The organism is Janthinobacterium sp. TND4EL3, assembly GCF_900156175.1.
In the GTDB taxonomy this organism is placed as follows: Bacteria; Pseudomonadota; Gammaproteobacteria; order Burkholderiales; family Burkholderiaceae_D; genus Janthinobacterium.
The window spans coordinates 133,912-158,318 of record NZ_FTMV01000012.1 but is presented as its reverse complement, the minus strand read 5'-3'; the positions used below and the strand labels follow the sequence as shown (position 1 = coordinate 158,318).

Annotated in this window: 18 protein-coding genes; 4 read left to right on the top strand and 14 right to left on the bottom strand. The window is 61.7% G+C overall.

Annotated elements, in window-relative coordinates; translation table 11 throughout:
• Positions 1-51 precede the first annotated feature (51 nt).
• The 9 genes from bamA to rpsB form a co-directional block, all read right to left on the bottom strand.
• Positions 52-2,388 (bottom strand): outer membrane protein assembly factor BamA, encoded by a 2,337-nt coding sequence (gene bamA, locus BXA07_RS18780; protein ID WP_076569782.1) that lies wholly within the window; start codon positions 2,386-2,388, stop codon positions 52-54.
• A gap of 84 nt (positions 2,389-2,472) precedes the next feature.
• Positions 2,473-3,834, bottom strand: coding sequence for an RIP metalloprotease RseP (rseP, locus tag BXA07_RS18775; protein WP_076569780.1), 1,362 nt, complete (start codon positions 3,832-3,834; stop codon positions 2,473-2,475).
• Complete coding sequence (ispC, locus tag BXA07_RS18770; RefSeq protein WP_076569778.1) at positions 3,831-5,015, bottom strand: 1-deoxy-D-xylulose-5-phosphate reductoisomerase; 1,185 nt, start codon at positions 5,013-5,015, stop codon at positions 3,831-3,833. Before ispC ends, rseP begins: the two co-directional genes overlap by 4 nt.
• 8 nt (positions 5,016-5,023) lie before the next feature.
• Positions 5,024-5,857 (bottom strand): phosphatidate cytidylyltransferase, encoded by an 834-nt coding sequence (locus BXA07_RS18765; protein WP_076569776.1) that lies wholly within the window; start codon positions 5,855-5,857, stop codon positions 5,024-5,026.
• Positions 5,857-6,624: a polyprenyl diphosphate synthase gene (gene uppS / locus BXA07_RS18760; RefSeq protein ID WP_076569774.1), complete on the bottom strand. Its 768-nt coding sequence runs from the start codon at positions 6,622-6,624 to the stop codon at positions 5,857-5,859. The genes BXA07_RS18765 and uppS overlap by 1 nt, the downstream gene beginning before the upstream one ends.
• 99 nt (positions 6,625-6,723) lie before the next feature.
• Positions 6,724-7,284, bottom strand: a complete 561-nt coding sequence (gene frr / locus BXA07_RS18755) for a ribosome recycling factor (protein WP_076569771.1) — start codon at positions 7,282-7,284, stop codon at positions 6,724-6,726.
• A 176-nt stretch (positions 7,285-7,460) separates the two neighbouring features.
• The gene (pyrH, locus tag BXA07_RS18750; RefSeq protein ID WP_076569768.1) at positions 7,461-8,177 is read right to left on the bottom strand and encodes a UMP kinase; all 717 of its coding nucleotides are present in this window, start codon (positions 8,175-8,177) and stop codon (positions 7,461-7,463) included.
• A 148-nt stretch (positions 8,178-8,325) separates the two neighbouring features.
• Positions 8,326-9,237, bottom strand: coding sequence for a translation elongation factor Ts (tsf, locus tag BXA07_RS18745; protein WP_076569765.1), 912 nt, complete (start codon positions 9,235-9,237; stop codon positions 8,326-8,328).
• Between the two features lie 159 nt (positions 9,238-9,396).
• On the bottom strand, positions 9,397-10,149 hold the full coding sequence (gene rpsB / locus BXA07_RS18740; RefSeq protein ID WP_076569763.1) for a 30S ribosomal protein S2: 753 nt from the start codon (positions 10,147-10,149) through the stop codon (positions 9,397-9,399).
• Between the two features lie 390 nt (positions 10,150-10,539).
• On the opposite strand from rpsB, the gene map reads away from it, so the two are divergent.
• The 4 genes from map to BXA07_RS18720 all read left to right on the top strand — a co-directional run bounded on the left by map (position 10,540) and on the right by BXA07_RS18720 (position 15,642).
• Positions 10,540-11,352 (top strand): type I methionyl aminopeptidase, encoded by an 813-nt coding sequence (gene map, locus BXA07_RS18735; RefSeq protein ID WP_076569965.1) that lies wholly within the window; start codon positions 10,540-10,542, stop codon positions 11,350-11,352.
• Between the two features lie 36 nt (positions 11,353-11,388).
• Complete coding sequence (locus BXA07_RS18730; protein WP_076569761.1) at positions 11,389-13,956, top strand: [protein-PII] uridylyltransferase; 2,568 nt, start codon at positions 11,389-11,391, stop codon at positions 13,954-13,956.
• Positions 13,957-13,997: 41 nt separating this feature from the next.
• Entirely contained in the window at positions 13,998-14,747 is a 750-nt protein-coding gene (locus tag BXA07_RS18725; RefSeq protein WP_034752263.1) for a pseudouridine synthase, read from the top strand.
• 130 nt (positions 14,748-14,877) lie between these two features.
• Entirely contained in the window at positions 14,878-15,642 is a 765-nt protein-coding gene (locus BXA07_RS18720; RefSeq protein ID WP_083708394.1) for a flagellar brake protein, read from the top strand.
• Between the two features lie 140 nt (positions 15,643-15,782).
• Here the strand turns inward: BXA07_RS18720 and def are convergent, their stop codons facing one another.
• From def to smc, 5 genes are read right to left on the bottom strand one after another with little or no spacing between them, the layout of a single operon-like run.
• Complete coding sequence (gene def / locus BXA07_RS18715) at positions 15,783-16,319, bottom strand: peptide deformylase (protein WP_076569759.1); 537 nt, start codon at positions 16,317-16,319, stop codon at positions 15,783-15,785.
• Positions 16,316-17,209, bottom strand: coding sequence for a UTP--glucose-1-phosphate uridylyltransferase GalU (gene galU, locus BXA07_RS18710; protein ID WP_076569757.1), 894 nt, complete (start codon positions 17,207-17,209; stop codon positions 16,316-16,318). Before galU ends, def begins: the two co-directional genes overlap by 4 nt.
• Positions 17,210-17,234: 25 nt before the next feature.
• Entirely contained in the window at positions 17,235-19,601 is a 2,367-nt protein-coding gene (gene ligA / locus BXA07_RS18705; RefSeq protein WP_076569755.1) for an NAD-dependent DNA ligase LigA, read from the bottom strand.
• 14 nt (positions 19,602-19,615) lie between these two features.
• The gene (locus BXA07_RS18700) at positions 19,616-20,788 is read right to left on the bottom strand and encodes a cell division protein ZipA C-terminal FtsZ-binding domain-containing protein (RefSeq protein WP_076569753.1); all 1,173 of its coding nucleotides are present in this window, start codon (positions 20,786-20,788) and stop codon (positions 19,616-19,618) included.
• Complete coding sequence (gene smc, locus BXA07_RS18695) at positions 20,785-24,312, bottom strand: chromosome segregation protein SMC (RefSeq protein WP_076569751.1); 3,528 nt, start codon at positions 24,310-24,312, stop codon at positions 20,785-20,787. The genes BXA07_RS18700 and smc overlap by 4 nt, the downstream gene beginning before the upstream one ends.
• Positions 24,313-24,407 lie beyond the last annotated feature (95 nt).

The window sequence follows — 24,407 nt, the reverse complement described above, 5'->3', positions numbered from 1 at the left end:
GATACTCCATGGTCAAAAAGTAAAAGCTCGCGCCAGGCGCCAGCGGGCCGGTTAGAAACCGGTGCCCATCTGGAACTGGAAGCGCTCCAGGCGGTCCGTCGGCTTGGCGTTCAGCGGCTTGGCGTAGCTCAGTTTGAGCGGACCCACTGGCGAAATCCAGCTGATCCCCAGGCCAGCAGAATAGCGCAATTGCGAAATCCGCATTTTTTCGCCTTCCTGGTAGACCTGGCCGCCGTCGAGGAAACCAAACCAGCGCAGGCTGCGGTCATTGCCCGAACCGGGGAATGGCATCTGCAGTTCCGCGTTACCGATCAGGCGCGAGGCGCCGCCCAAGGCATCGTTGGTGCTCGGCTCGACCGCGCCCAGCGAGGAACTCAGGTAGCCGCGCACCGAACCGATGCCGCCGCCGTAGAAGTTCTTGAAGACAGGGTAGACGTGCTTGCCGATGCCATGGCCGTAATCGAGCTCGCCTTTCAGCGCCAGGGTGACCTTGCTGAACAGCGGACGGAAATACTGGTGTTCATAGATGGCGCGGAAGTACTTCTGGTCGCCGATCAGGTCAGCCTCCAGGTTGACGCGCTGGTAGCGGCCGATCGATGGCGTCAGTGCGCTATCGCGGCTATCGCGCTGCCACGCCGCCGTCAGCGGGATGGAATTGGTGGTAGCCGAACCGATGCCGTCGGACGGGCCGCCGTTGTCGATCACGTACTGCTTGAAGCGAATCGGGCTGGTGACATCGGTCTCGATGCGCGAGCGCTCGGCGCCGATACCGAAGAAGACGGTGTCGACTTCCGAGAACGGCACGCCGAAACTGACGCGGCCGCCCGTCTGCTTGATCTTGTAGCTGCCGATGTTCAGCGCCGGCGGTTCCGTCGTACGCAGATAGACTTCGAAGCTGCGCGAAATGCCATCGTCCGTGAAGTACGGATTGGTTTGCGAAAACGCAATGGTGCGGCTGTAATGGCTGGTATTGAGTTCGATACCGACCGTATTGCCGCTGCCGGCAAAGTTGGCCTGCGAAATCGAGGCCGACAGGGTGAATTTTTCCGATTGCGAGAACGCGCCGCCGATCAGGAAGTTACCGGTCGGCTTTTCCACCACCGTCACGTTGACGTCGACCTGGTCGGTCGTGCCCTGCGCTTCCGGCGTGTCGATGGTCACGTCCTTGAAGTAGCCCAGGCGGTCAACGCGGTCGCGCGACAGCTTGATCTTGTTGCTGTCATACCAGGACGATTCGAACTGGCGGAATTCGCGGCGGATGACTTCATCGCGCGTGGTGGTATTGCCGGCGATATTCATGTGGCGCACGTAGACGCGCTTGCCCGGATCGATGAAGAAGGTAAACGCCACTTCATGCTTTTCGCGGTTGATCTCGGGATTGGCGTTGACGTTGGCAAACGCATAGCCGAAGGTCGCCAGGCGGTCCTGGATGCGCTTGTTCGTCGCCGTCAGGCGCGCGCCCGAATAGATCTCGCCTTCGCGCATCAGGTTCAGGGCCTTCAGTTCTTCTTCGCGGCCGAACATCTCGCCTTCGAACTTGGTGCCGGCGATCTTGTACTTCTCGCCTTCGGTGATGTTGATCGTCAGGTAGATGTCTTTTTTATCGGGCGTGATCGACACTTGCGTGGAATCGACCTGCATCTCGATGTAGCCGCGGTCCAGATAGTAGGACTTGAGCGACTCGATGTCGCCCGTCAGCTTGGTCTTCGAATACTGGTCGGCTTTGGTGTACCAGCTGAACCAGCCGCCCGTATTCAGGGCCAGTTGCTCGCGCAATTCCTTGTCCGTAAAGGCCTTGTTGCCGACGATGTTGATCTGCTTGATGCGGGCCACGTCGCCCTCGTCGACGGCGAACACCACGTTGACGCGGTTGCGCTCGATCGGCGTGACGGTAGTGGTGATCTTCACGCCGTACAGGCCATGCGACAGGTACTGGCGCTTGAGTTCCTGTTCCGCGCGGTCGACGGACGCCTTGTCGAAAATCTTGGCTTCGCCGACGCCGATTTCCTTGAGTGCCTTGACCAGCACGTCCTTTTCAAATTCCTTGGTACCGGTAAATTCCACGCTGGCGATGGCCGGGCGCTCCTCGACCAGCACCACCAGCACGTCGCCATCGGCTTCCAGGCGCACATCCTTGAACATGCCCGTCGCGTACAGCGCCTTGATGGCGGCAACACTCTTCTCGTCGGAGAAGGTCTCGCCGACCCGCACCGGCAGATAGGCAAAGACGGTGCCCGCTTCGGTACGCTGGATCCCTTCGACCCGGATGTCCTTGACAGTGAACGGCTGGACGGCCAGCGCTTGGCCGGAACAGAAGGCCAGGACGGCAGCGCCGATCAGGCTGCGGCGAAAGGAAGGCAAGGCAAAACGAGCAGAATGTAATTTCATTGGGGTTATTCAATGGTAAATCAATGGACAACATACACAAAAGATTGCTTGTGCGACTCACTCAAAAAGGCATCAACCAGCGCCTTAATTGATCAGCCGCAATACGTCGTTAAAGACGGCAAGCACCATCAAGGTCAGCAACAGACCGATCCCCAGGCGCTGGGCAATCTCGCCTACGCGTTCCGGCACGGGGCGTCCGGTCAAAACTTCCAGCGAATAATACAGCAAATGCCCGCCATCCAGAACAGGAATGGGTAGCAAATTCATCACGCCCAGACTGATACTGATGAAGGCGATGAAGCTCAGATAGCTTACCAGGCCGATGCGCGCCGTCTGGCCCGCGTAGTCAGCGATGGTAATGGGCCCCGTCACATTCTTCAGCGACACCTGGCCGGTGATCATTTTACCCAGCATTTTCAGGCTCATGGCGCTGGTGTCCCAGACCTTGGTGGCTGCCTTGCCCACGGCGGCAAACGGTCCGGACGCCACGACGATCATATCCGGCACCTGCCCCAGCTTCGCCTGGATCTTACCAACTGTTACAGCTCCCCCGGCCCCGGCGGCCTGCACGGCTTCCGGTGTAATGGACAGGGTCAGGTCTTGTCCATTGCGCAAGAGCTGCAACTGCAAGGTCTGGCCCGGTGCCCGGCTCAGGGTGTCGATGATCGCGCCCACGTCCTGCACCGGCTTGCCGTCGATGGCCAGGATCTGGTCGTTCTTCTGCAGGCCGGCGCGCGCGGCGGCGCCATCGGGCATGATTTCCATCAGGGTGGGCGCGGAACGGGCCAGTGTCAAACCCAGCTTGCCCAGTACATCGCCTTCCAGATCCGCTTCCGTCAGGCTGGCCGTCGGCACGGTGGCTTCCTGCACGCCGCGGTCGGGACGGCGCACGTCGATGCGGGCCGCTTGCTTGTCGAGCGCGGCCTGGATCAGCTCCCAGCGCAGCTCGGACCAGCTGGCCACGGGCTTGCCGTTCACGGCCTCGACAGTGTCGCCGCTGCGCAAGCCGGCCATGTAGGCGGCCGTCTGTTCCGCAACGGGGCCCAGCTTGCTGGACGGCTCTTCGATGCCATGCATGAACAGGCCCGCATACAGCACGATGGCGACGAGGAAGTTGGCCAGCGGGCCGGCGGCCACGATGGCGATGCGGCGCCACACGCTCTGGCGTGTAAATTCACGGCGCAATTCGCTTTCCGGCAAGTCGCTGAGATCCTGGGCGCGGCTGTCGAGCATGCTCACGTAGCCGCCCAGCGGCAGCGCGGAAATCGCCCATTCCGTCTGATCCTTGCCAAACTTGCGCGAATACACCACTTTACCCATGCCGATGGAAAAACGCAGCACCTTCACGCCGCACCAGCGCGCCACCAGATAGTGGCCCAGCTCATGCAGGGTGATCAGCGAACCCAGAGCGACGATGAACGCCAGCAAGGTGGTGATGAGCGTCATGCGGCCAGCCTGTGGGCGATATACGTCTGTGCCGCCACGCGCGCCAGGCGATCCTGCTCCATCACGGCCTCGATGCTGGAGGCGGCGCCATGCGGCACCGTCTCGATCACGTGCGCGATAACGCGGTCGATCTGGCGGAAGCCGATCTGCTCGTCAAGAAACGCCTGCACGGCCACTTCATTGGCGGCATTGAGCAAAGCCGGCGCCGTGCCGCCCGCGCGCAGGGCGTCAAACGCCAGCGCCAGGCAAGGGAAACGGCGGAAATCGGGACGTTCGAACTGCAAGGTCGCCACTTGTGCCAGATCAAGCTGCGCCACACCGGAAGCGATACGCTGGGGATACGCCAGCGCATGTGCAATCGGCGTGCGCATGTCCGGATTGCCCAGCTGGGCCAGCACGGAACCGTCGACATACGACACCATCGAATGGATCACGCTTTGCGGGTGGATCAGCACCTCGATCTGCTCCGCTGGCGCACCGAACAGCCAGTGCGCCTCGATCACTTCCAGGCCCTTGTTCATCATGGTGGCCGAATCGACGGAAATCTTGCGTCCCATGGCCCAGGTCGGATGCTTGCAGGCCTGGTCCGGCGTCACCGAGTCCAGCGTCTCGACGTCGCGCGTGAGGAAGGGGCCGCCGGAAGCGGTCAGCACGATCTTCGCCACGCCCGCGGCGCCTGGCGCGCGGCCATGGGCGTGCGGCATGCACTGGAAGATGGCGTTGTGTTCGCTGTCGATCGGCAACAGCACGGCGCCGTTATCGTGCACGGCATCGATGAACAGCTGGCCGGACATCACCAGCGCTTCTTTATTGGCCAGCAATACTTTCTTGCCGGCACGTGCCGCCGCCAGGGTGGGCGCGAGACCAGCCGCGCCAACGATGGCCGCCATTACGCCCGTCACTTGCGGCGCGCTGGCGATGGCGCACAGAGCCTCCACGCCATACTCGACTTGCGTATCGACGCCCTGCCCGCGCAGCAAACGCGTCAGTTCAAGGGCGGCGGCGGGCGTGGCGACGACAGCGCGCTGGGGACGGAATTGCAGGCACTGGGCGGCCAGTTCGGCCACGCGGCTGTGGGCGCTCAGCGCATACACGCTGTATTGCTCGGGATGACGTGCGAGCACGTCCAGGGTGGACACGCCGATCGAGCCGGTGGCGCCAAGGATAGTGATGTATTGCATGAGTTTCCTTAAAGCCAGCTGGCCACGAGGGCGGCAAATGGCAGGACCGGGATCAGCGCATCGATACGGTCGAGTACGCCGCCATGGCCAGGCAGCAGCTTGCTGCTGTCCTTGATGCCGGCACGGCGCTTCAATTGGGATTCGAACAGGTCGCCGACAATGCTGGCGGCGACGATCAGCAGCAGCACCAGCAAGGCCACCAGCCAGCCACGGCGCAATTGCAGCTGCACGGCGAAGGTGTCTTGCAGGATCGGCAGCGATGGCGCGGCCACGATGGTGATGGCGGCAATGAGCAGCACGGCGATGCCGCCGCCGATGGCGCCTTCCCAGGATTTACCTGGGGAAATACTCGGCGCCAGCTTGCGTTTGCCGAAAGCCTTGCCCGAAAAATACGCGCCGATATCGGCGATCCACACGAGGGCCATGACGGACAGCAGGTACAAAGGGCTATGCAGGAACAAGGCGATGATGGCGACGAAGCAGCCGACGATGGTCACCGGATACACCAGGCTGAGCAAGGTATTGCCCAGGCCTTCGGTGGGCGGCAAGCCCGTCGCCAGCGAGGGCACGAAGCGGATCAGCCAGATGGCCACGCACAGGGCGAACCAGAAATTGAGCTGCGCCATGCCGTTGCCGACAAAAAACGTATAGGCGAAGGCGGCAGTCCAGACGGCGGCAATCAGCAGCGCCTGGCGATTTTTGAAGATGCGGAAGCTTTCCCATACGGCGGCGCCGAAGAACGCCGTGGCGATCACGGCGAAGGCGGGGAAATAATTCAGATACAGAACCGGCAGCAAGACCGCCAACAAGACCAGGGCGGTGATTATCCGTGTTTTCAGCATCAGTTTGTCTTTTCAGTTAGTTGCGCGCTGGTACGGCCAAAGCGCCGTTCGCGCTGCTGGTAAGACGCGATTGCCGCGTCGAGGCACTCGTCATTGAAGTCGGGCCAGAAAGTCTCGGTAAAGAACAACTCAGTGTACGCCAGTTGCCACAGGAGGAAATTGGAAATGCGCTGTTCGCCGCCCGTGCGGATGAACAGGTCCGGCTCGGGCGCATAGGCCATGGCCAGGTGCGGCGCCAGCTGCTCTTCCGAGTAAGCGTGCCCGGCAGGCTGCCCCCCGGCGAGAGCCTCGGCCGTCATTTTATTGACTGCCTGCATGATGTCCCAGCGGCCGCCGTAGTTGGCGCAGATGGACACCGTCAGGCGCGTGTTGTTCGCCGTCTTGCGCTCCGCATTGGCGATCAGGGTTTGCAGCTCCCCATTGAAGCGCGACAGATCGCCCACCACCTTCAGGCGGATATCGCTGGCATGCATCTTGACCACTTCGCGTTCCAGCATGGTGACGAACAGGCGCATCAGCATCGACACCTCTTCCTCTGGACGGCGCCAGTTCTCGGAACTGAAGGCAAACAGGGTCAGGTACTCGACGCCACGTTCGAGGCAAGTCTCGACGACACCGCGCACGGCGTCGGCGCCCTTGACGTGGCCGGCCACGCGGGGCAGGAAGCGCTTGGTTGCCCAGCGACCATTGCCATCCATAATGATTGCTACATGGCGCGGCACCGTGCCCACCTCCGGTACTGCCGTTGTCGAACTCGAATAGATCATGAAAACACTAATGCCAAAAATAAAAGATAGCTATTATGCGCCAAATAGCACTGCCCGGAAAAGCCATGCTTTTCCGGGCAGCGTCAAAGGGGCCGAAAACTAGACCGTCAGCACTTCTTTTTCTTTGTCGACCACCATCTTGTCGATGTCGGCAATGAACTTGTCCGTCAGCTTCTGCACTTCTTCCGACGAGCGGCGCTCGTCGTCTTCGGAGCAGGCTTTTTCCTTGACCAGTTTTTTCAGCGACTCGTTCGCATCGCGGCGGATATTGCGCACGGCAATTTTCGCATCTTCCGCTTCGCTCTTGACCAGCTTGACCATTTCCTTGCGACGCTCTTCCGTCAGCGGTGGCGTCGGTACGCGGATCAGGTCACCCTGTGCCGACGGGTTCAGACCCAGGTCGGCGTCACGGATGGCTTTTTCGATGGTGCTGGCCATCTTCTTTTCGTACGGCTGCACACCGATGGTGCGCGCGTCGATCAGGGTCACGTTGGCGACCTGGGTCAGCGCCGTCGGCGAACCGTAGTATTCGACCATCACGTGGTCCAGGATACCCGTATGGGCGCGGCCGGTACGCACCTTGGCCAGGTCGGCCTTCAGTGTTTCCAGCGACTTCGCCATGCGTTCCTGGGCATTCTTTTTAACGTCAGCTAAGGACATGCTGCTCTCCTGTGGTGACGCCTGTCAAAACCTGCTGCGCGTCGGCATTTGCGGCCTGCGATGCTCACCGTACCTTCGCACGGTTGCGCCTCTCAGCCACAACTTCCTTCCGCTCGCGACGGTTTTGTCAGGCGTTATTAATGTTAATGAATCTTGAAATTACTACCAATACTAATTTAGACGTGAACCAAAGTACCTTCGTCTTCACCGAGAATCACGCGCATCAGCGCGCCGGGCTTGGTGATCGAAAACACTTTAATCGGCAGTTTCTGGTCGCGGCACAGGGCGAATGCGGTGGCATCCATCACTTGCAGGTGCTTGGCGATGGCGTCGTCGAACGTGATCGTGTGGAACAGGGTGGCGTTCGGATCCTTCTTCGGATCGGCCGTGTAGACGCCGTCGACCTTGGTGGCCTTCAGGACGATTTCGGCGCTGATCTCGGAACCGCGCAGGGCGGCTGCCGTGTCGGTGGTGAAGAACGGATTGCCCGTACCGGCGGCGAAGACGACCACCTTGCCCTCTTCCAGGTATTGCAGGGCTTTCGGGCGGACGTAAGGCTCGACCACTTGCTCGATGCCGATGGCCGACATGACGCGTGCGGTGATGCCGACGTGGCGCATGGCGTCGGCCAGTGCCAGGGCGTTCATCACGGTGGCAAGCATGCCCATGTAGTCGGCGGTGGCGCGGTCCATGCCTTGCGCGCCAGGCGCGACACCGCGGAAGATATTGCCGCCGCCAATCACGATTGCCAGTTCCACACCCAACTTCGCCACCTCGGCCACATCGGCCACCATGCGCTCGATCGTGGCGCGGTTGATGCCGTAGGGATCATCGCCCATCAGGGCTTCGCCGGACAACTTGAGGAGGACGCGCTTGTAGGCTGGTTTTGACATGAGCTGGGGCTCCATAAATGAGGTTATTCGAGTATGACATGGCGCAGCGCCTTGCAGCGCCGGATAGGCGGGAGGAAGCTGCCCATGCCGCCGCCCGGCACGACAGGTGCGGGCGGGCCAAAAAAACGGGCCTCTCGGCCCGCTTTACTTACGCTCCCTGGGAGGCAGCCATCTGTGCTGCAACTTCTGCTGCGAAGTCGTCTTGCTTCTTCTCAATGCCCTCGCCTACCACGTACATGGCGAAACCTTTGACGCTGGTGTCAGCCGCCTTCAGCATTTGCTCAACCGACAGCTTGTCGTTCTTGACGAAAGCTTGGTTCAGCAGGGAAACTTCTTTCAGGAATTTCTGTACGGAACCTTCCAGGCGCTTGGCCAGGATTTCCGGCGATTGCGCTGGCTTGCCTTCGGCGGCCGCTTTGGCTGCGTCTTCTTCGGCTTTCAGTTTTGCAACCGAACGCTCTTTTTCGATCAGTTCCGCAGGAACTTCGTTCGCCGACAGCGACACTGGCTTCATGGCAGCGATGTGCATGGCCACGTCCTTGCCCACTTGCTCATCGGCGCCGTCGAATTCGACGATCACGCCAATGCGCGAGCCGTGCAGGTACGATGCCAGCTTGGCGCTGGTTTCGAAACGCTGGAAGCGGCGGATGGTCATGTTTTCGCCGATTTTGCCGATCAGGGCAGCGCGCACTTCGTCCAGGGTCTTGCCATCGAGTGGCAGGGCCAGCAGGGCAGCTACGTCAGCCGGGTTGTGTTCCGCTACCAGGCGGGCAGCGTTGTTGGCCAGTGCCAGGAAATCGTCGTTTTTCGCAACGAAGTCGGTTTCCGAGTTCACTTCGACCAGGGCGCCTACGCCGTTGGCGATGTAGGTTGCCACTACGCCTTCAGCGGTGATGCGTGCCGATGCTTTCGATGCCTTGCCGCCCAGCTTGACGCGCAGGATCTCTTCCGCACGCGCCATGTCGCCTTCGGCTTCGGTCAGTGCTTTTTTGCATTCCATCATTGGTGCGTCGGTTTTGCCGCGCAATTCGCCTACCATCGCTGCTGTAATCGCTGCCATGTGTTTCTCCTGATTCGGTGAGTCGACAGTCGCGGCCGGGCAGATTTGCCTCGCCAGCGGTCACTATCGATTTTTTTGTTAAAAAAAAGGGGGAGCTGCTGCCACCCCTTTTCCCTTACTGCTGTGCTTACAAACGGCTATCCTGCGATAGCCTGGCCATTAAGCCTGTTCGTTTACTTCGACGAATTCGTCGCCAGCGGCTGCTTTAACCATTTCAACAACTTCGTTACCGGCAGCTGCACGGCCTTCGATGATTGCGTCAGCAACACCGCGAGCGTACAACATGATGGCTTTCGAGGAGTCATCGTTACCTGGGATCACGAAGTTCACGCCTTCTGGGGAGTGGTTGGTATCGACAACGCCGATGACCGGGATACCCAGTTTAGCTGCTTCGGTGATCGCGCCCTTGTGGTAGCCGACGTCCACAACGAAGATTGCGTCAGGAATGCCGCCCATGTCCTTGATGCCGCCGATCGATTTTTGCAGCTTGATCATTTCGCGGGAGAACATCAGCGCTTCTTTTTTCGACAGCTTCTCGATCGAACCGTCTTCGATCATCGCTTCCATGTCCTTCAGGCGCTTGATCGAGGTTTTGATCGTCTTGAAGTTGGTCAGCATACCGCCCAACCAACGTTGATCAACGAAAGGCACGCCAGCGCGTTGTGCTTCAGCAGCGATGATTTCGCGAGCTTGACGCTTGGTGCCAACCATCAGGATGGTGCCACGGTTTGCAGCCAGTTGACGCACGTGCTTCATTGCGCCCTGATACATCGCCATGGTTTTTTCCAGGTTGATGATGTGGATCTTGTTGCGATGGCCGAAGATGAACGGTGCCATTTTTGGATTCCAAAAACGGGTTTGGTGACCAAAGTGGACACCGGCTTCCAGCATTTCGCGCATTGTTACGGACATTATTAACTCCAGGGTTGGGTCTGGAATCCGATCAGTCACCATACAGGCACCCTTGTCGACCGGATTCGCGTGTTTATATAAATTAAAGACACTGTTTTACTGCATTGCTTAAAAGAGAATTCAAGCAACCCGGGATTCTACACTGAAATGCCCATTGCATCAAGTCCGCGGCGCAAATCGCGCGCAGGGGGCAGGCAGGTATTGCACCACGCTGGTGCAAGTTGTGTCCATTCAATGTTTTCCCGCATAAATCACCGGCCAGCCCCGGGATGGAGGCGGCGGATACAGGGCGCCTCGTTTATAATTTCGGCATATTTGCAGACTTTTCCTCATACGCTGAGATTCGTCTGTGCTTTTCACCTGAATATCTTGCAGATTGCGAATTACACCATGTCCACCATCCGTATCAATTCCGCCGCCGACATCGAAGGCATGCGCGTCGCCGGCAAGCTCGGCGCCGAAGTGCTCGACTACATCACGCCCTTCGTCAAGGTGGGCGTCACGACGGGCGAACTGGACCGCCTGTGCCACGAATACATGGTCAACGTGCAGGGCACCATCCCTGCCCCTTTGAATTATTGCCCGCCAGGCTACACGCCTTATCCGAAAGCCATCTGCACCTCCGTCAACGACGTCATCTGCCACGGCATTCCGGGCGACAAGGTCCTGAAAAGCGGCGACTCCGTCAATCTCGACATCACCGTCATCAAGGATGGCTACCACGGTGACAACAGCCGCATGTTCCTGGTCGGCACGCCCACCATCCTGGCCAAGCGCCTGTCGGAAATCACCTATGAGTGCATGTGGCTGGGAATCGACCAGATCAAGCCGGGCGCTCACCTGGGCGACATTGGCCATGCCATCCAGCAACATGCGGAAAAGGCCGGCTACAGCGTGGTGCGGGAATTCTGCGGCCACGGCATCGGCAAGGTTTTCCATGAAGAGCCGCAAGTATTGCATTATGGCAAGCCTGGCACCCTGGAGCGCCTGGAAGCGGGCATGATCTTTACCGTGGAACCGATGATCAACGCGGGCCGCCGCGAAATCCGCGAAATGAACGACGGCTGGACCATCAAGACCAAGGATCGCAGCCTGTCGGCGCAGTGGGAACACACGGTGCTGGTGACGGAAACGGGCTATGAAGTGCTGACCGTGTCGCCCGGCATGCCGCCACCGCCCGCCTTGATACTGAACAAGGCATAACTTTTTAAATCGCGCGCAACGCCACCCAGGGCCCAGATGAAAAAGCAAGTGCGGGAACAGCTGAAACAGCAACTGAAAGCCGACCGCCAGGTCGTCATTGCGGCCTTCCAGGCCGACGGCAAGCCTGAAAAACTGCTGCGCAGCCTGCGCCACAGCGTCGACGGCGTGCTGGCGCGCGCCTGGCAGGAAGCAGGATTGCCGCCCGGCACGGCGCTGGTGGGCGTGGGCGGCTACGGGCGCGGCGAACTGTTTCCGTATTCCGACGTCGACCTGCTGATCCTGCTGCAACAGGCGCCGGACGCCGCCACGCAGGAAAAACTGGAAGAACTGGTGCAGCTGCTGTGGGACCTGGGCCTGGAAATCGGCCACAGCATCCGCACCGTCGACGAATGCCTGGTCGAATCGAAGGCCGACATCACCGTGCAGACGAGCTTGCTCGAAGCGCGCCTCGTCTGCGGCAACGCGGACCTGTTCGCGCAATTGCAGCAGCGCTACGATGCGGCGATGGATCCGCAGGCATTTTTCCAGGCGAAAACGGCGGAAATGCGCCAGCGCCACGCCAAGTACGAAGATACGGCCTTCAGCCTGGAACCGAATTGCAAGGAAAGCCCGGGCGGCCTGCGCGACCTGCAGGTGATCCTGTGGGTGGCCAAGGCGGCGGGCCTGGCGAACTCGTGGCGCACCCTGGCCACGGGCGGCCTGATCACCCTGACGGAAGCGCGCCAGCTGATGGAAAAGGAGCGCGCCTTCAAGGATATCCGCGTGCGCCTGCACCTGCACGCGGGACGGCGCGAAGACCGCCTCGTATTCGACGTGCAGACGGCCATCGCCGAATCGCTGGGCCTGCAAGCAACGGGCAGCGGCCCGCACATGCGCCGGGCCAGCGAATTCCTCATGCAGCGCTATTATTGGGCCGCCAAGACCGTGACCCAGCTCAACACGATTTTGCTGCAAAACATCGAGGCACGGCTGTTCCCGCAGGACGACGTGGCCGTGCCCATCAACGAGCGCTTCAATGAAGTCAATGGCTTGATCGATATCAGTGCGGATGATACGTTTGAGCAATATCCTTCAGCCATGCTGGAAATCTTCGTGCTGATGACGGAGCGCCCCGCCCTGAAGGGCATGACGTCGCGCGCCACGCGGGCCCTGTGGCACGCACGGTTCAAGATCGACGCGGCCTTCCGCCAGGACCCCGTCAACCGCGCCCTCTTCCTGCGCATCATGCAGGCGCCCGTCGGCATCATCCACGCGCTGCGGCGCATGAACGAGATGAGCATCCTCGGGCGCTACCTGCCGAATTTCCGCCGCATCGTGGGCCAGATGCAGCACGACCTGTTCCATGTGTACACGGTCGACCAGCACATTCTGATGGTGGTGCGCAATATGCGCCGCTTCACCATGAGCGAACACGCGCACGAATACCCGTTCTGCAGCCAGCTGATGGCCGATTTCTCGCAATCATGGCTGCTGTACGTGGCGGCCCTGTTCCACGACATCGCCAAGGGCCGCGGCGGCGACCACTCGAAGCTGGGCGTGGCCGACGCCACCCAGTTCTGCCAGGACCACGGCCTGTCCGACGAAGACACGGAACTGGTGGCTTTCCTGGTGGAAAATCACCTGACCATGTCGCAAGTGGCGCAAAAGCAGGACCTGTCCGACCCCGACGTTGTGCAGGCGTTCGCGAAAGTGGTCAAGGACGAACGCCACCTGACGGGCCTGTACCTGCTGACGGTGGCCGACATCCGCGGCACCAGCCCGAAGGTGTGGAATGCCTGGAAGGGCAAGCTGCTGGAAGACCTGTACAAGATCACCCTGCGCGTGCTGGGGGGCGAGCCGCACACGGCCGACCGCGAACTGAAGAACCGCCAGCAGGAAGCGCTGGCCACCCTGCGCCTGTACGGCTTGCCGCCGGATGCGCATATCAAACTGTGGCAGCAGCTGGACGTGGCGTATTTCCTGCGCCACGACGCCTCCGACATCGCCTGGCAGACGCGCTCGCTGTATGACAAGCTCGACAGCAAGTTGCCGGTGGTAAAATGCCGCCTGGCGCCCATCGGCGAAGGCTTGCAGGTGGCCGTCTACATCCCCGACCAGCCGGATCTGTTCGCGCGCATCTGCAGCTATTTCGACCGCAAGAACTTCAGCATCCTCGACGCGAAGATCCACACGACGAAGAACGGCTACGCGCTCGACACCTTCCTCGTCACGGAACAGAACTTCGCCAAGAGCTACCGCGACATCATCAGCCTGATCGAGCATGAGCTGGGCGAGCTGCTGCAGTCGCAGGCGCCGCTGCCGCCGCCGGGCAAGGGACGGCTGTCGCGCCTGTCGCGCACCTTCCCCTTCCAGCCGACCGTCGACCTGCGGCCCGATGAGAAGGGCCAGTATTACCTGCTGTCGGTGGCCGCCAACGACCGCACGGGCCTGCTGTACTCGATTGCCAACGTGCTGACCAAGTACCGCATCAACCTGCACACGGCCAAGATCATGACCCTGGGCGAACGGGTCGAAGACGTCTTCCTCGTCGACGGCCCCGCGCTCAACAATGCCCGCAACCAGATATTGCTGGAAACCGATTTACTCGATGCGCTGAAAGTGTAAGCTTTCCACGCAGCGCCTACCCTTACTGAAACTGAAACAACATGACCGAAGAATTATTACGCTTGTCCAAACGCATGTCCGAACTGGGCCTGTGCTCGCGCCGCGAAGCCGATGAATGGATCGCACGCGGCTGGGTCCGCGTGGATGGCAAGGTGGTGTCCGAGCTGGGCAGCAAGGTCTATCCCAGCCAGCGCGTCACCGTGGAGCGCCAGGCGGCCGCCGAGCAGTCGAAGCGCGTCACCGTGCTCATCAACAAACCCGTCGGCTACGTCAGCGGCCAGGCCGAAGACGGCTACACGCCCGCCGTGGCCCTGATCAAGGCGGAAAACCGCTGGGCGGAAGACCGCAGCCCGGAACAGTTCCACCCGACCCAGCTGCGCAGCCTGGTGGCGGCCGGCCGCCTGGACATCGATTCCGTCGGCTTGCTGGTGCTGACCCAGGATGGCCGCGTGGCCAAGCAGCTGATCGGCCACGACACCGATATCGACAAGGAATACCTCGTGCGCGTGAGCTACACCAAGGGCGGCACCCTGCCCGACAGCGAGCTGAAAAAACTCAACCACGGCCTGTGGCTCGACGGCAAACCCTTGCTGCCGGCCAAGGTGCGCTGGCAGAATGAGGACCAGCTGAGCTTTACCTTGCGCGAAGGCAAGAAACGCCAGATCCGCCGCATGTGCGAAGCCGTCGGCCTGAAAGTGCTGGGACTCAAGCGCGTGCGCATCGGCAAGGTCAAGCTGGGCGACCTGCCGACGGGCCAATGGCGCTACCTGAGCGCGGACGAGCAGTTTTGAACTTGCCAGGGTCCATCTCCAGCAGGCAACAAGAATAGTGCGATAAAGGCAATTATTGTGATTTAGTTAGCAAATATTGCCCTGAACCTATACACTATTCCCCATTAGAAATTACAAGAGATACGCCTTCGTGAACGATCCCATTCCTAATCCCCTGCGCAAAGGCGCCCCCAGCCTGGCCGACGTGGCCGAGCCGATGGCGCCCGGCACCAAGCCGCACCATATGAGCGATCCGTGGGATATCGGTGAAACCCTGTGCAGCCTGGCCGACAACGGCGACGCCATCTCCATCTACCCTACGGGCGGCGACGACGTCATCATGGCACGCATCCTGTCCGTCGACGACGACTTGCCGCAATTCGTGCTGGAACTCAACGAAGGCACGACCCTGCCTGAAGGCGGTGCCACGTTTGTGTCGTGGGTGCAAAACGCCAAATTGCAATTTACCATCAATGGCGAATGGGAAGCCTATCCCGAGCGCCCCAACGTCTACCTGACGAACTTCCCCAGCCATTGCCTGGTGCTGGAACGGCGCGAATCGGCGCGCCTGGAAACGCCGCTGGGCGTGTACTACCTGGCCGCCTTCGTGCTCGAGGGGCGTCCGTATGAATTGCAGCTGTATGATTTCTCGGCCGGCGGCATCGGCATGCGTGCCCACCCGCGCGACACGGTGGGCCTGTACGTGGGGCGCAAGCTGTCGCGCGTGCGCCTGGAACTGGGACCGGACAAAGTCATGATCGCCGACCTGGAAATCCGTCTGTCGCGCACCTTCCGCTCCTTCCTGCTCGGTGAACAGGTACAGATCGGCTGCCGCTTCCTGAACCTGACGGAGGCCATGCAGGATGAGCTGAAAACCTTGCTCGACAACCTGGGCAGCAGCCGCAAGGTGCGCTAGGTTCGCAGCTTTGTCTCAGGCATAAAAAATGGCCGTCCAGCTCAGCTGCGCGGCCATTTTTTTGACAGTCAAACTCGCGAGGCCCCTGAAAAACGTTCAGGGCAAGGCTACGCCGCCATGCACGTTTTCGCAGGTGTCGATCAGTCGTCGTCGTTGGGATCCAAGTCTGGAAACATCACTTCCGTGTAGCCGAATTGCGTAAAATCAACAATACGCATCGGATACAAAATGCCGTGCAAATGGTCCACTTCATGCTGCACCACGCGCGCATGGAAGCCGTCGCAGTCGCGGCTGATGGGCTGGCCGAACTGGTCCACGCCTTCATAGTGCAGCTCGCTCCAGCGCGGCACGCTGCCGCGCAGGCCAGGCACGGACAGGCAGCCTTCGAAGCCCTCTTCCTTGCGCTCCGACAAAGGCGTCAGCACAGGATTGATCAGCACGGTTTCCGGCACTTGCGGCGCGTCGGGATAGCGCAGGTTCTGCTTGAAGCCGTAGATCACCAGTTGCAGGTTGACGCCGATCTGCGGTGCCGCCAGGCCCGCGCCATTGGCGGCGTGCATGGTGTCGAACATGTCGGCGATCAGGGCGTGCAGCTCGGGCGTGTCGAATTCACGCACGGGTTCGGCCATGCGCAGCAGGCGCGGATCGCCCATCTTGAGGATGTCGCGTACGGTCATTTTGCGTCCAGTAGTGATTGCAGTTGTTGCAGATAATCACGAAAGCCAGGGCCCGTTTCCGGGTGCTTCATGCCCATCGCCGTCGTTGCCTTCAGATAACCGAGCTTGGAGCCGCAATCATAGCGCTGTCCCTGGTAGCGGTAGGCCAGCACGCGCTCCTCGCGCATCAGGGCGGCGATGCCGTCCGTCAGCTGGATTTCACCGCCGGCGCCGGTGCCGATTTTTTCCAGGTGCTCGAAGATGCGGCTGGTCAGCACATAGCGCCCCACCACGGCCAGCGTCGATGGCGCCTCTTCGGGCGCGGGCTTTTCCACGATGGCCGAGACCAGTTCCAGGTCGGGCTGATAATGCTGGGCGCTGACGATGCCGTACTGCTTGGTTTCCGCGCGCGGCACATCCTGCACCGCCAGCAAGGAACAGTTTTCATACTGATACACATCCGCCATCTGCGCCAGCACGGGGCGCGTACCCTCTTCCACATCCATGAAGTCATCGGCCAGCAGCACGGCGAACGGCTCATCGCCGATCACGGGACGGGCGCACAGCACGGCGTGGCCCAGGCCCAGCGGCGCCGACTGGCGGATGTAGATGCAATTGATGTGCTTGGGGATGACGTTCTGCACCATTTCCAGCAACTGGCGCTTGCCGGCCGCTTCCAGTTCCGCTTCCAGCTCATAGGCCGTGTCGAAGTGGTCCTCGATGGCGCGTTTATTGCGCCCCGTAATGAAAATCATTTCCGTGATCCCCGCCGCCACAGCCTCTTCCACCGCATACTGGATCAGCGGCTTGTCGACGATGGGCAGCATTTCCTTCGGTTGCGCCTTGGTCGCAGGTAAGAAACGGCTGCCCAGGCCGGCGACGGGAAAGACTGCTTTTCTGATCTTTTTCATGGGTCTTCTGTGAGATGTTGGATGATTAGTCTTGCGCGAGCAAGGCCAGCAAACCAGCCTCGTCGAGTACGGCCACGCCCAGTTCCTGGGCCTTGGCCAGCTTGCTGCCAGCATCAGAACCGGCCACGACATATCCTGTCTTCTTCGACACGGAACCGCTGACCTTGCCGCCGGCCGCCTCGATCAGCTCCGCGGCCTCGTCGCGGCTCATGTTGGGCAAGGTACCGGTCAGGACGAAGGTCTTGCCGTCCAGCTTGCCGCCAGAGGCTGGCATTTCAGGCAATTGTGACAGTAAATCATTTCGCAGGGCGTCCAATTGAACAAGCAGCCCGACATTGCCCGCATCGGCCAGCCATTGCGCCAGCGCTTCAGCCACGGCAGCGGGGAGGCCCGCGTGGAAGCTGGCCCCCTGTGCCGCCAGGCTGGCCAGGGTCGCCCCCCGCTCCACCAGTTGCTTGCTGCGCGGCTCCGTCAGTTTCGGGATGCCGATGGCCGCCAGCAGCTTGGCTTGCTCCAGTTGGGCACGCAGCTTGGCGCTGGGCGCATGTTCGCCCTGCGGCGTGACGCCCGCGTCCAGCAATGCCTGCAGCGCCTGTTGGTTCTTTTCCTCGGCAAAGAAATCGGCAATGGACTCGGCCACCGTGCCGCCGATATCGGGCAGCACGCGCAGCAAGGCCGCCGGCGCCCGGCGTACATAATCCAGGCTGCCCAGCCACTCGGCCAGGGTCTTGGCCGTCGACTCACCCACGTGGCGGATGCCCAGGGCGAACAGGAAACGCTCCAATGGCGGACGCTTGCTGGCCTCGATGCCGGCCAGCAGGTTTTCCGCCCACTTGGTGGGAATCTTGCCTTGTTGTACTGTTTCCGGCGTCGAACCGTCGCGCTCATCGGCGCGCAGCTTCATTTCCAGCAGTTTGTCCAGGGTCAGGCTGTACAGGTCAGCCAGGCCATGCACGTATTCGAGTTCGACCAGGGTATCGATATAACGTTCCCCCAGGCCCTCGATATCCATCATGCGGCGGCCCGCGAAGTGGCGGAACGCTTCCTTGCGCTGGGCCGAGCAGAACAGGCCGCCCGAGCAGCGGGCGATGGCCTCGCCCTCTTCGCGCACCACGTGCGAGCCGCACACGGGGCACGCTGCCAGCATCTTGAACGGCAGCGGCGCCGGTTCCGGGCGCTTGTCCAGTACCACGGACAGCACTTCGGGAATCACGTCGCCGGCGCGGCGCACGATGACAGTGTCGCCCACGCGCACATCCTTGCGCAGCACTTCATCCTCATTGTGCAAGGTGGCGTTGGTCACGGTCACGCCGCCGACGGAGACGGGCGCCAGCCGCGCCACGGGCGTCATGGCGCCCGTGCGGCCCACCTGGATATCGATGCCCAGCACTACGGTCAGGGCTTCTTCGGCAGGAAACTTGTGCGCCAGCGCAAAACGCGGCGCGCGCGAGACAAAGCCCAGCTCCTGCTGGTCCTGCGTCGCGTTCACCTTGTAGACGACGCCGTCGATTTCATACGGCAATGCGGGGCGGCGCGCGCCGATATCGGCGTAGTAGGCCAGCAAGCCCTGCGCGCCCTGCACCACCCTGCGCTCCGTCGACACGGGGATGCCCAGGGTTTCGTACCAGTCCAGCAGGGCCGAGTGCGAGGCGGGCATGGCCGCGCCGTCAAGGGCGCCGATACCATACGCATAAAACCGCAGCTTGCGCTGGGCCGTGATGCGCGAATCGAGCTGGCGCAGGCTGCCGGCCGCCGCATTGCGGGGGTTGGCGAATTCCTTCTGCCCCGCTTCGCGCTGGCGCTGGTTCAGGCGGGCAAAATCGGCCTTGAACATCATTACTTCGCCGCGCACGTCGAGCACGGCGGGTATCTTGTCGCCATGCAGGCGCAGCGGGATGCAGGAAATGGTGCGGATATTCGCCGTGACGTCCTCGCCCGTGGCGCCATCGCCGCGCGTGGCCGCCTGCACGAACAGGCCGTGCTCGTAGCGCAGGTTGATGGCCAGGCCGTCGAATTTCACTTCGGCAGCATAGTCGACTTGCGCACCGTCCAGGTCCAGGCCCTCGCGCACGCGGCGGTCGAAGTTGACGATATCGTCATCGGAGAAACCATTGTTGAGTGACAACATCGGCACCGCGTGCGTGACTTGCTCGAATTGCGGCAGGGGCGCCGCGCCCACGCGCAGGGTGGGCGAATCCGGTTGCAGCAACTCGGGATGCGCCGCTTCCAGCGCCTGCAGTTCGGCAAACAGCTTGTCGTACTCGGCGTCGGGGATGGTGGGATTGTCGAGCACGTGGTAGGCGTGCAGATGCCGATTGAGTTCGGCCGTGAGTGCCAGGACGCGCTGGGCGGCATTCCGCTGGGCGGCGTCCTGGTTGATCGGATCAGTCATTATTGCGGGATTCTTCAGCTAAATAAACGCAGGGCGCGGGTGGAACCGGCCGGAATGTCGGCCGCGTCCATTTCCTGGTAAAACTCGTGCACCTGGCCGGCGATCTCGGCCAGCGCCGCGTCCGACAGGGCCTGGTTGTAATCGTCGACGATGGTCGCGTCCAGGCGGCCCACCAGTGCCTTGGCGCAGGCGACCATGGCGCCGAAACCGTCGCGCGCGGGCGCCACGCAAGGCACGTCGAGCAGCAAGGTCAGGCGGGGCGTCGTTTCCTCGGCCAGGGTGACGTTCGTCGACAGCGAGAACAGGTGACCGCCGTCGCCGTCCGGCATGACGAAGCGGCCGTCGGGACGCACGTCGAAGCCTTGTTTCTCCAATGCAACGAGCAGGGTGGCAATGGCCCACGGGGCGCCGTTGGTGTGCAGGTTCACGCCCAGCTGGGCGTCGTGGCCGGCGACGAAACGGTGCAAGGTGCGCGCTTCGGCCATTACTTCCATCATGTCGGGCACTTCCGGCTCGGCGCCGATCTCGTCGGCCACGCCGCGCAGCCGCGTGACCAGTTCCGAGTATTCCAGTTCATTGAGGGCCGTGCTGCGGCTGGCCAGCTGCACGCCGCCCTGCATCTTCGTGTAGACGCCGCCATGCGTGATCGGTTCCCAGTCGCCATTCACGTGCAGGCCGATGAAGTGCACGGGCTTGTTGCCCACCAGGCGCAGGGTTTGCAGCACGGGCAGGATCTTGTCCCCGCGCACGGGCGCTTCCAGCGACAAGGGCAGCAGACAGTCGATCAGCGGGTCGACCAGGCTGGTCGCCTGTTCGCTGGCGGCGCTGACTTCCTCCTGCACGGGCGCAGCGGGCGCGGCAACGGCCGGCGCGGGCTCGGCGGCGTCGCCCAGCGACGGTTCCGCATGCACGGGGGCATCGGGCACGGCGCTAGCGGGCGGCGCGCCGAACGACGGCTCGGCCTTGACGGCGGGCGCCGCGTCGAAGCGCGGTTCCTGGCGCAAGACGGGTTCCTGGGCGTCCGCCACGGGGGCGTCGCCTTCGCGCATCAGCACGTCATCGTGGTCGGTGGAAAAGGCCCGTTCCACGCTTTTCTTGGCCTTGTATTCCTGCCATTTGTTGTACGAGAAAACACCGACGATAAAGACGCCGCCGGCGCCGAACAAGGTAATTTGAAGGTCTGTCATGCTGCTTGTGCCTCGGTTGCAAAATTTGCGGCGGACTCCATGTCCACCGCCACGATGCGCGATACGCCTTGCTCCTGCATCGTCACACCGATCAATTGATGGGCCATTTCCATCGCAATCTTGTTATGCGAAATGAAAAGGAATTGGGTCTGGTCGGACATGCGCTTGACCATGCGGCAGAAGCGTTCCGTGTTCGAATCGTCCAGCGGTGCATCGACTTCGTCGAGCAGGCAAAACGGCGCCGGATTCAGGCGGAACATGGAAAACACCAATGCCGTCGCGGTCAGCGCCTTCTCTCCACCGGACAACAGGTGGATGGTGGCATTTTTCTTGCCAGGCGGCTGCGCCATGACTTGTACACCGGAATCGAGAATCTCGTCGCCCGTCATGGTCAGCCTGGCCTGTCCCCCGCCAAACAAAATAGGGAACAGCTCGGAAAAGTGGTGGTTGACCTTGTCGAACGTGTCTTGCAGCAAGTCGCGCGTTTCCTTGTCGATCTTGTGGATCGCGTCTTCCAGCGTGTTGATCGCTTCCGTCAGGTCGGCATTCTGGGCGTCGAGGAAATTCTTGCGCTCGGACGCCTGCGCCAGTTCGTCCAGCGCGGCCAGGTTGACGGCGCCCAGGGCCGTGATGGCGTTGGTCAGGCGCGTCACTTCGCCCTGCAGATACGACGGACGCATGTCCGGGTGCAGTTTTTCGCTCAGGACAGCCTCGTCGGCGCCCGACTCCAGCAATTGCTGGGCGAACTGCTCCTGGTTCAGGCGCGCCGCTTGCTCCTTGAGCTGCATTTCCATGATCTTGTCGCGCTGCGGCTGCAAGCTGCGTTCCGATTGCGTGCGCGCATCTTCGGACAGGCGCAGCTGCTGCGTGATCTGGTCCAGTTCATGGCGCGCGTCCGCCAGCGCCCGCTCCTGCGTGGTGCGGCGCTCCAGCAGATCCTGCAAGCCGTCGGCGGCCGCGCCGCTTTCCAGGCTGGCCAGTTCCTGCTGGCCAGCTTCCAGGCTTGCCGTCACCTGCTGGGCCTGCGTACTGGCCGTGGCGATGTTGCGGCGCAATTCCTCGATCTTCGCGCGGTGGGCTTTTTCCGCGTATTCCGTATCCTTGGCAGCGCGCTCCAGGTCGCGCAATGCTTCGCGCGCCTCGGCCAGACGCTGTTCCTTCTGCAAAAAGTCGGTATGGCCGTCTTCGTGCGCTTCCTGCAGGTTGCCCAGTTCCATGTCCAGCTGTTCGAATTTCTCTTCCGATTCGGCCTTGATCTGCTGCTGCTCGGCTTCCTGCGCGGCAATTTCCGCCAGGTCGGCGCCGATCTGCGTGCTGCGCTGGTTGAAGCGCGCTTCCACTTCCGACAGTTTCACCACGTCCAGTTGCAGAGTATGCACGGAAGACGTCAGCTGCTGTATGCGCAAGCGCAAGTCCGACAGGTTGCGCGTCAAATTCGCTACGGCCGCGTCGGCCCGCACGGCACGGGCGCGCGCCTCTTCGGCCAGCAATTGCTGGGCGCGCAGCTGCTTGCCGATATTGTCGATTTCCTGCTGGCGGCCCAGCATGCCTTCCTGCTCCGAATCGGCCGCATAGAAGCGCACGCTGGTGGCTGTCACCACATGGCCGGCGCGCGTGACGAAATAGCCGCCCGGCGGCAATTTGCCGCGCTCGGCCAGCGCCTCGGCCGCGTCTTCCACGGCATAGGCGTTGTACAGCCAGTCCTGCAGCAAGCCGCGCAAACCTGGATCGTTGAGTTTCAGCAAATTCAAAAACGGTTTCAGGCCAGGCACGTCCGGCACGGGCAGCGGTGCCACCGTCGATGGCGCGTACAGGGCCAGCTTGGCCGGGGGCGCATCCGCAAAGAAGGCCTTGGCCCAGTCGATGTTCGACAGTTGCAGGGCCGACGTGCGCTCGCGCAGGATCGATTCCATGGCCGCTTCCCAGCCCGCTTCGATCTGCAGCTTTTGCCACAGACGGGGCAAGGTGTCGAGTTCGTGCTTTTTCAGCCAGGGCTGGACCTTGCCCTGCGTCTGCACCCGTTCCTGCAACTGTTTCAAAGCGGAAAGACGCGCTTCCAGCTGGGCGTTGGCCGCCGTTTCCGCATTGACCTGTGCCTGCGCCTCGGCACGCTCCTGCTCCAGCTTCGGCTGCTGCTCCAGCGCTTCTTCCAGGTAGAAACCCTGCTCTTCCAGGGTTTGCTGCTTTTCTTCCAGCTGCAGTTTCAGGTTTTCCAGGTGACTGCTGTCGGGCAAACTGAGGCTGTTCTTTTCCTGCTGCAGGCGCTCGCGGCGGCTCAAGAGGCTGGCCAGGATGTTGGAGGCATTGCGCTGGTGCGCCGATTCCAGTTCCAGCTGCTGCTGGGCCTGCATGATGCGCGCGCGCGATTCCGTGCTTCTGTTCTGGGCGGCGCGCCAGGCGGCGTCCAGCTCGGGCAATTGCTCGCCCTTCTGTTCGGCCATCATTTGCGATTGCTCCACCTTGGCGGCCAGTTCCTCGAGGTGGAATTCCGCCTCTTCGATCTGTTCCTGGTATTCGGCGCCCTGGCTGCTCCACTGGTCGCGCTGGGCCGTCAAGGTGGACAGCTGGGCCTGCAGGCGGGCGCGCGATTCGATGACGAACTTGATCTGCGCTTCCAGGCTGCCGATTTCCGCATTCGTCTGGTACAGATGGCCTTGCGCCGTATGCAGGCGGTCGCCCACGGCAAAGTGCGCCTGGCGCATCTGCTCGAGGGTCAGCTCCACGTTGCGCAGCTTGGCCGTCTGTTCTTCCAGGTCCGTCTGCGCCTGTTCCACTTCGCGGAAATAGCGCGTCTGCTCGTTTTGCGCCTCGTTCTTGCGCAACAACCACAGCAGTTTCTGCTTTTCTTCCTGGTCCGCCTGCAAGGCGTGGAAACGCGTGGCCACGGCCGCCTGCGCTTCCAGCTTTTCCAGGTTGGCATTGAGTTCGCGCAAGATGTCTTCCACGCGCAGCAGATTCTCGCGCGTGTCCTGCAAGCGGTTTTCCGTCTCGCGCCGGCGCTCCTTGTATTTGGAGACACCGGCCGCTTCTTCGAGGAAGACGCGCAATTCTTCGGGGCGCGATTCGATGATGCGCGAAATCATGCCCTGGCCGATGATGGCGTAGGCGCGCGGGCCCAGGCCCGTGCCGAGGAAGATATCCTGGATGTCGCGCCGGCGCACGGGCTGGCCATTGATGTAATAAGTGGACGTGCCGTCGCGCGTCAGCGTGCGCTTGACGGCGATCTCGGCGTACTGGCCCCACTGGCCGGACGCCTTGCCATCGTTGTTGTCAAACACGAGTTCCACGGAAGCGCGGCCGGCAGGTTTACGGTGGGTGGAACCGTTGAAAATGACGTCCTGCATCGACTCGCCGCGCAACTCCGACGCTTTCGATTCGCCCAGCACCCAGCGCACGGCGTCGATGATGTTCGACTTGCCGCAGCCGTTAGGTCCGACCACACCCACGAGCTGGCCTGGCACCTGAAAATTGGTGGGATCGACAAAAGACTTAAATCCCGACAACTTGATGGAAGAGAGACGCACGTGTTTTAGAGTTCCTGGCCTATGCTGGCGTTGATATTATGGGTGAACCCGGTTCATATTCAGTTCAGATGCACCATTGCGACGGCTGTCTGGCC

What these genes read in the sequence shown, in the direction of transcription:
- BXA07_RS18700 (WP_076569753.1), bottom strand. Translation starts at nt 20,788, where the DNA reads ATGACAGACCTTCAAATTACCTTGTTCGGCGCCGGCGGCGTCTTTATC.
- tsf (WP_076569765.1), bottom strand. Translation starts at nt 9,237, where the DNA reads ATGGCAGCGATTACAGCAGCGATGGTAGGCGAATTGCGCGGCAAAACC.
- galU (WP_076569757.1), bottom strand. Translation starts at nt 17,209, where the DNA reads ATGAAAAAGATCAGAAAAGCAGTCTTTCCCGTCGCCGGCCTGGGCAGC.
- BXA07_RS18725 (WP_034752263.1), top strand. Translation starts at nt 13,998, where the DNA reads ATGACCGAAGAATTATTACGCTTGTCCAAACGCATGTCCGAACTGGGC.
- rseP (WP_076569780.1), bottom strand. Translation starts at nt 3,834, where the DNA reads ATGACGCTCATCACCACCTTGCTGGCGTTCATCGTCGCTCTGGGTTCG.
- map (WP_076569965.1), top strand. Translation starts at nt 10,540, where the DNA reads ATGTCCACCATCCGTATCAATTCCGCCGCCGACATCGAAGGCATGCGC.
- ligA (WP_076569755.1), bottom strand. Translation starts at nt 19,601, where the DNA reads ATGACTGATCCGATCAACCAGGACGCCGCCCAGCGGAATGCCGCCCAG.
- uppS (WP_076569774.1), bottom strand. Translation starts at nt 6,624, where the DNA reads ATGATCTATTCGAGTTCGACAACGGCAGTACCGGAGGTGGGCACGGTG.
- rpsB (WP_076569763.1), bottom strand. Translation starts at nt 10,149, where the DNA reads ATGTCCGTAACAATGCGCGAAATGCTGGAAGCCGGTGTCCACTTTGGT.
- bamA (WP_076569782.1), bottom strand. Translation starts at nt 2,388, where the DNA reads ATGAAATTACATTCTGCTCGTTTTGCCTTGCCTTCCTTTCGCCGCAGC.
- BXA07_RS18730 (WP_076569761.1), top strand. Translation starts at nt 11,389, where the DNA reads ATGAAAAAGCAAGTGCGGGAACAGCTGAAACAGCAACTGAAAGCCGAC.
- BXA07_RS18765 (WP_076569776.1), bottom strand. Translation starts at nt 5,857, where the DNA reads ATGCTGAAAACACGGATAATCACCGCCCTGGTCTTGTTGGCGGTCTTG.
- frr (WP_076569771.1), bottom strand. Translation starts at nt 7,284, where the DNA reads ATGTCCTTAGCTGACGTTAAAAAGAATGCCCAGGAACGCATGGCGAAG.
- def (WP_076569759.1), bottom strand. Translation starts at nt 16,319, where the DNA reads ATGACCGTACGCGACATCCTCAAGATGGGCGATCCGCGCCTGCTGCGC.
- ispC (WP_076569778.1), bottom strand. Translation starts at nt 5,015, where the DNA reads ATGCAATACATCACTATCCTTGGCGCCACCGGCTCGATCGGCGTGTCC.
- pyrH (WP_076569768.1), bottom strand. Translation starts at nt 8,177, where the DNA reads ATGTCAAAACCAGCCTACAAGCGCGTCCTCCTCAAGTTGTCCGGCGAA.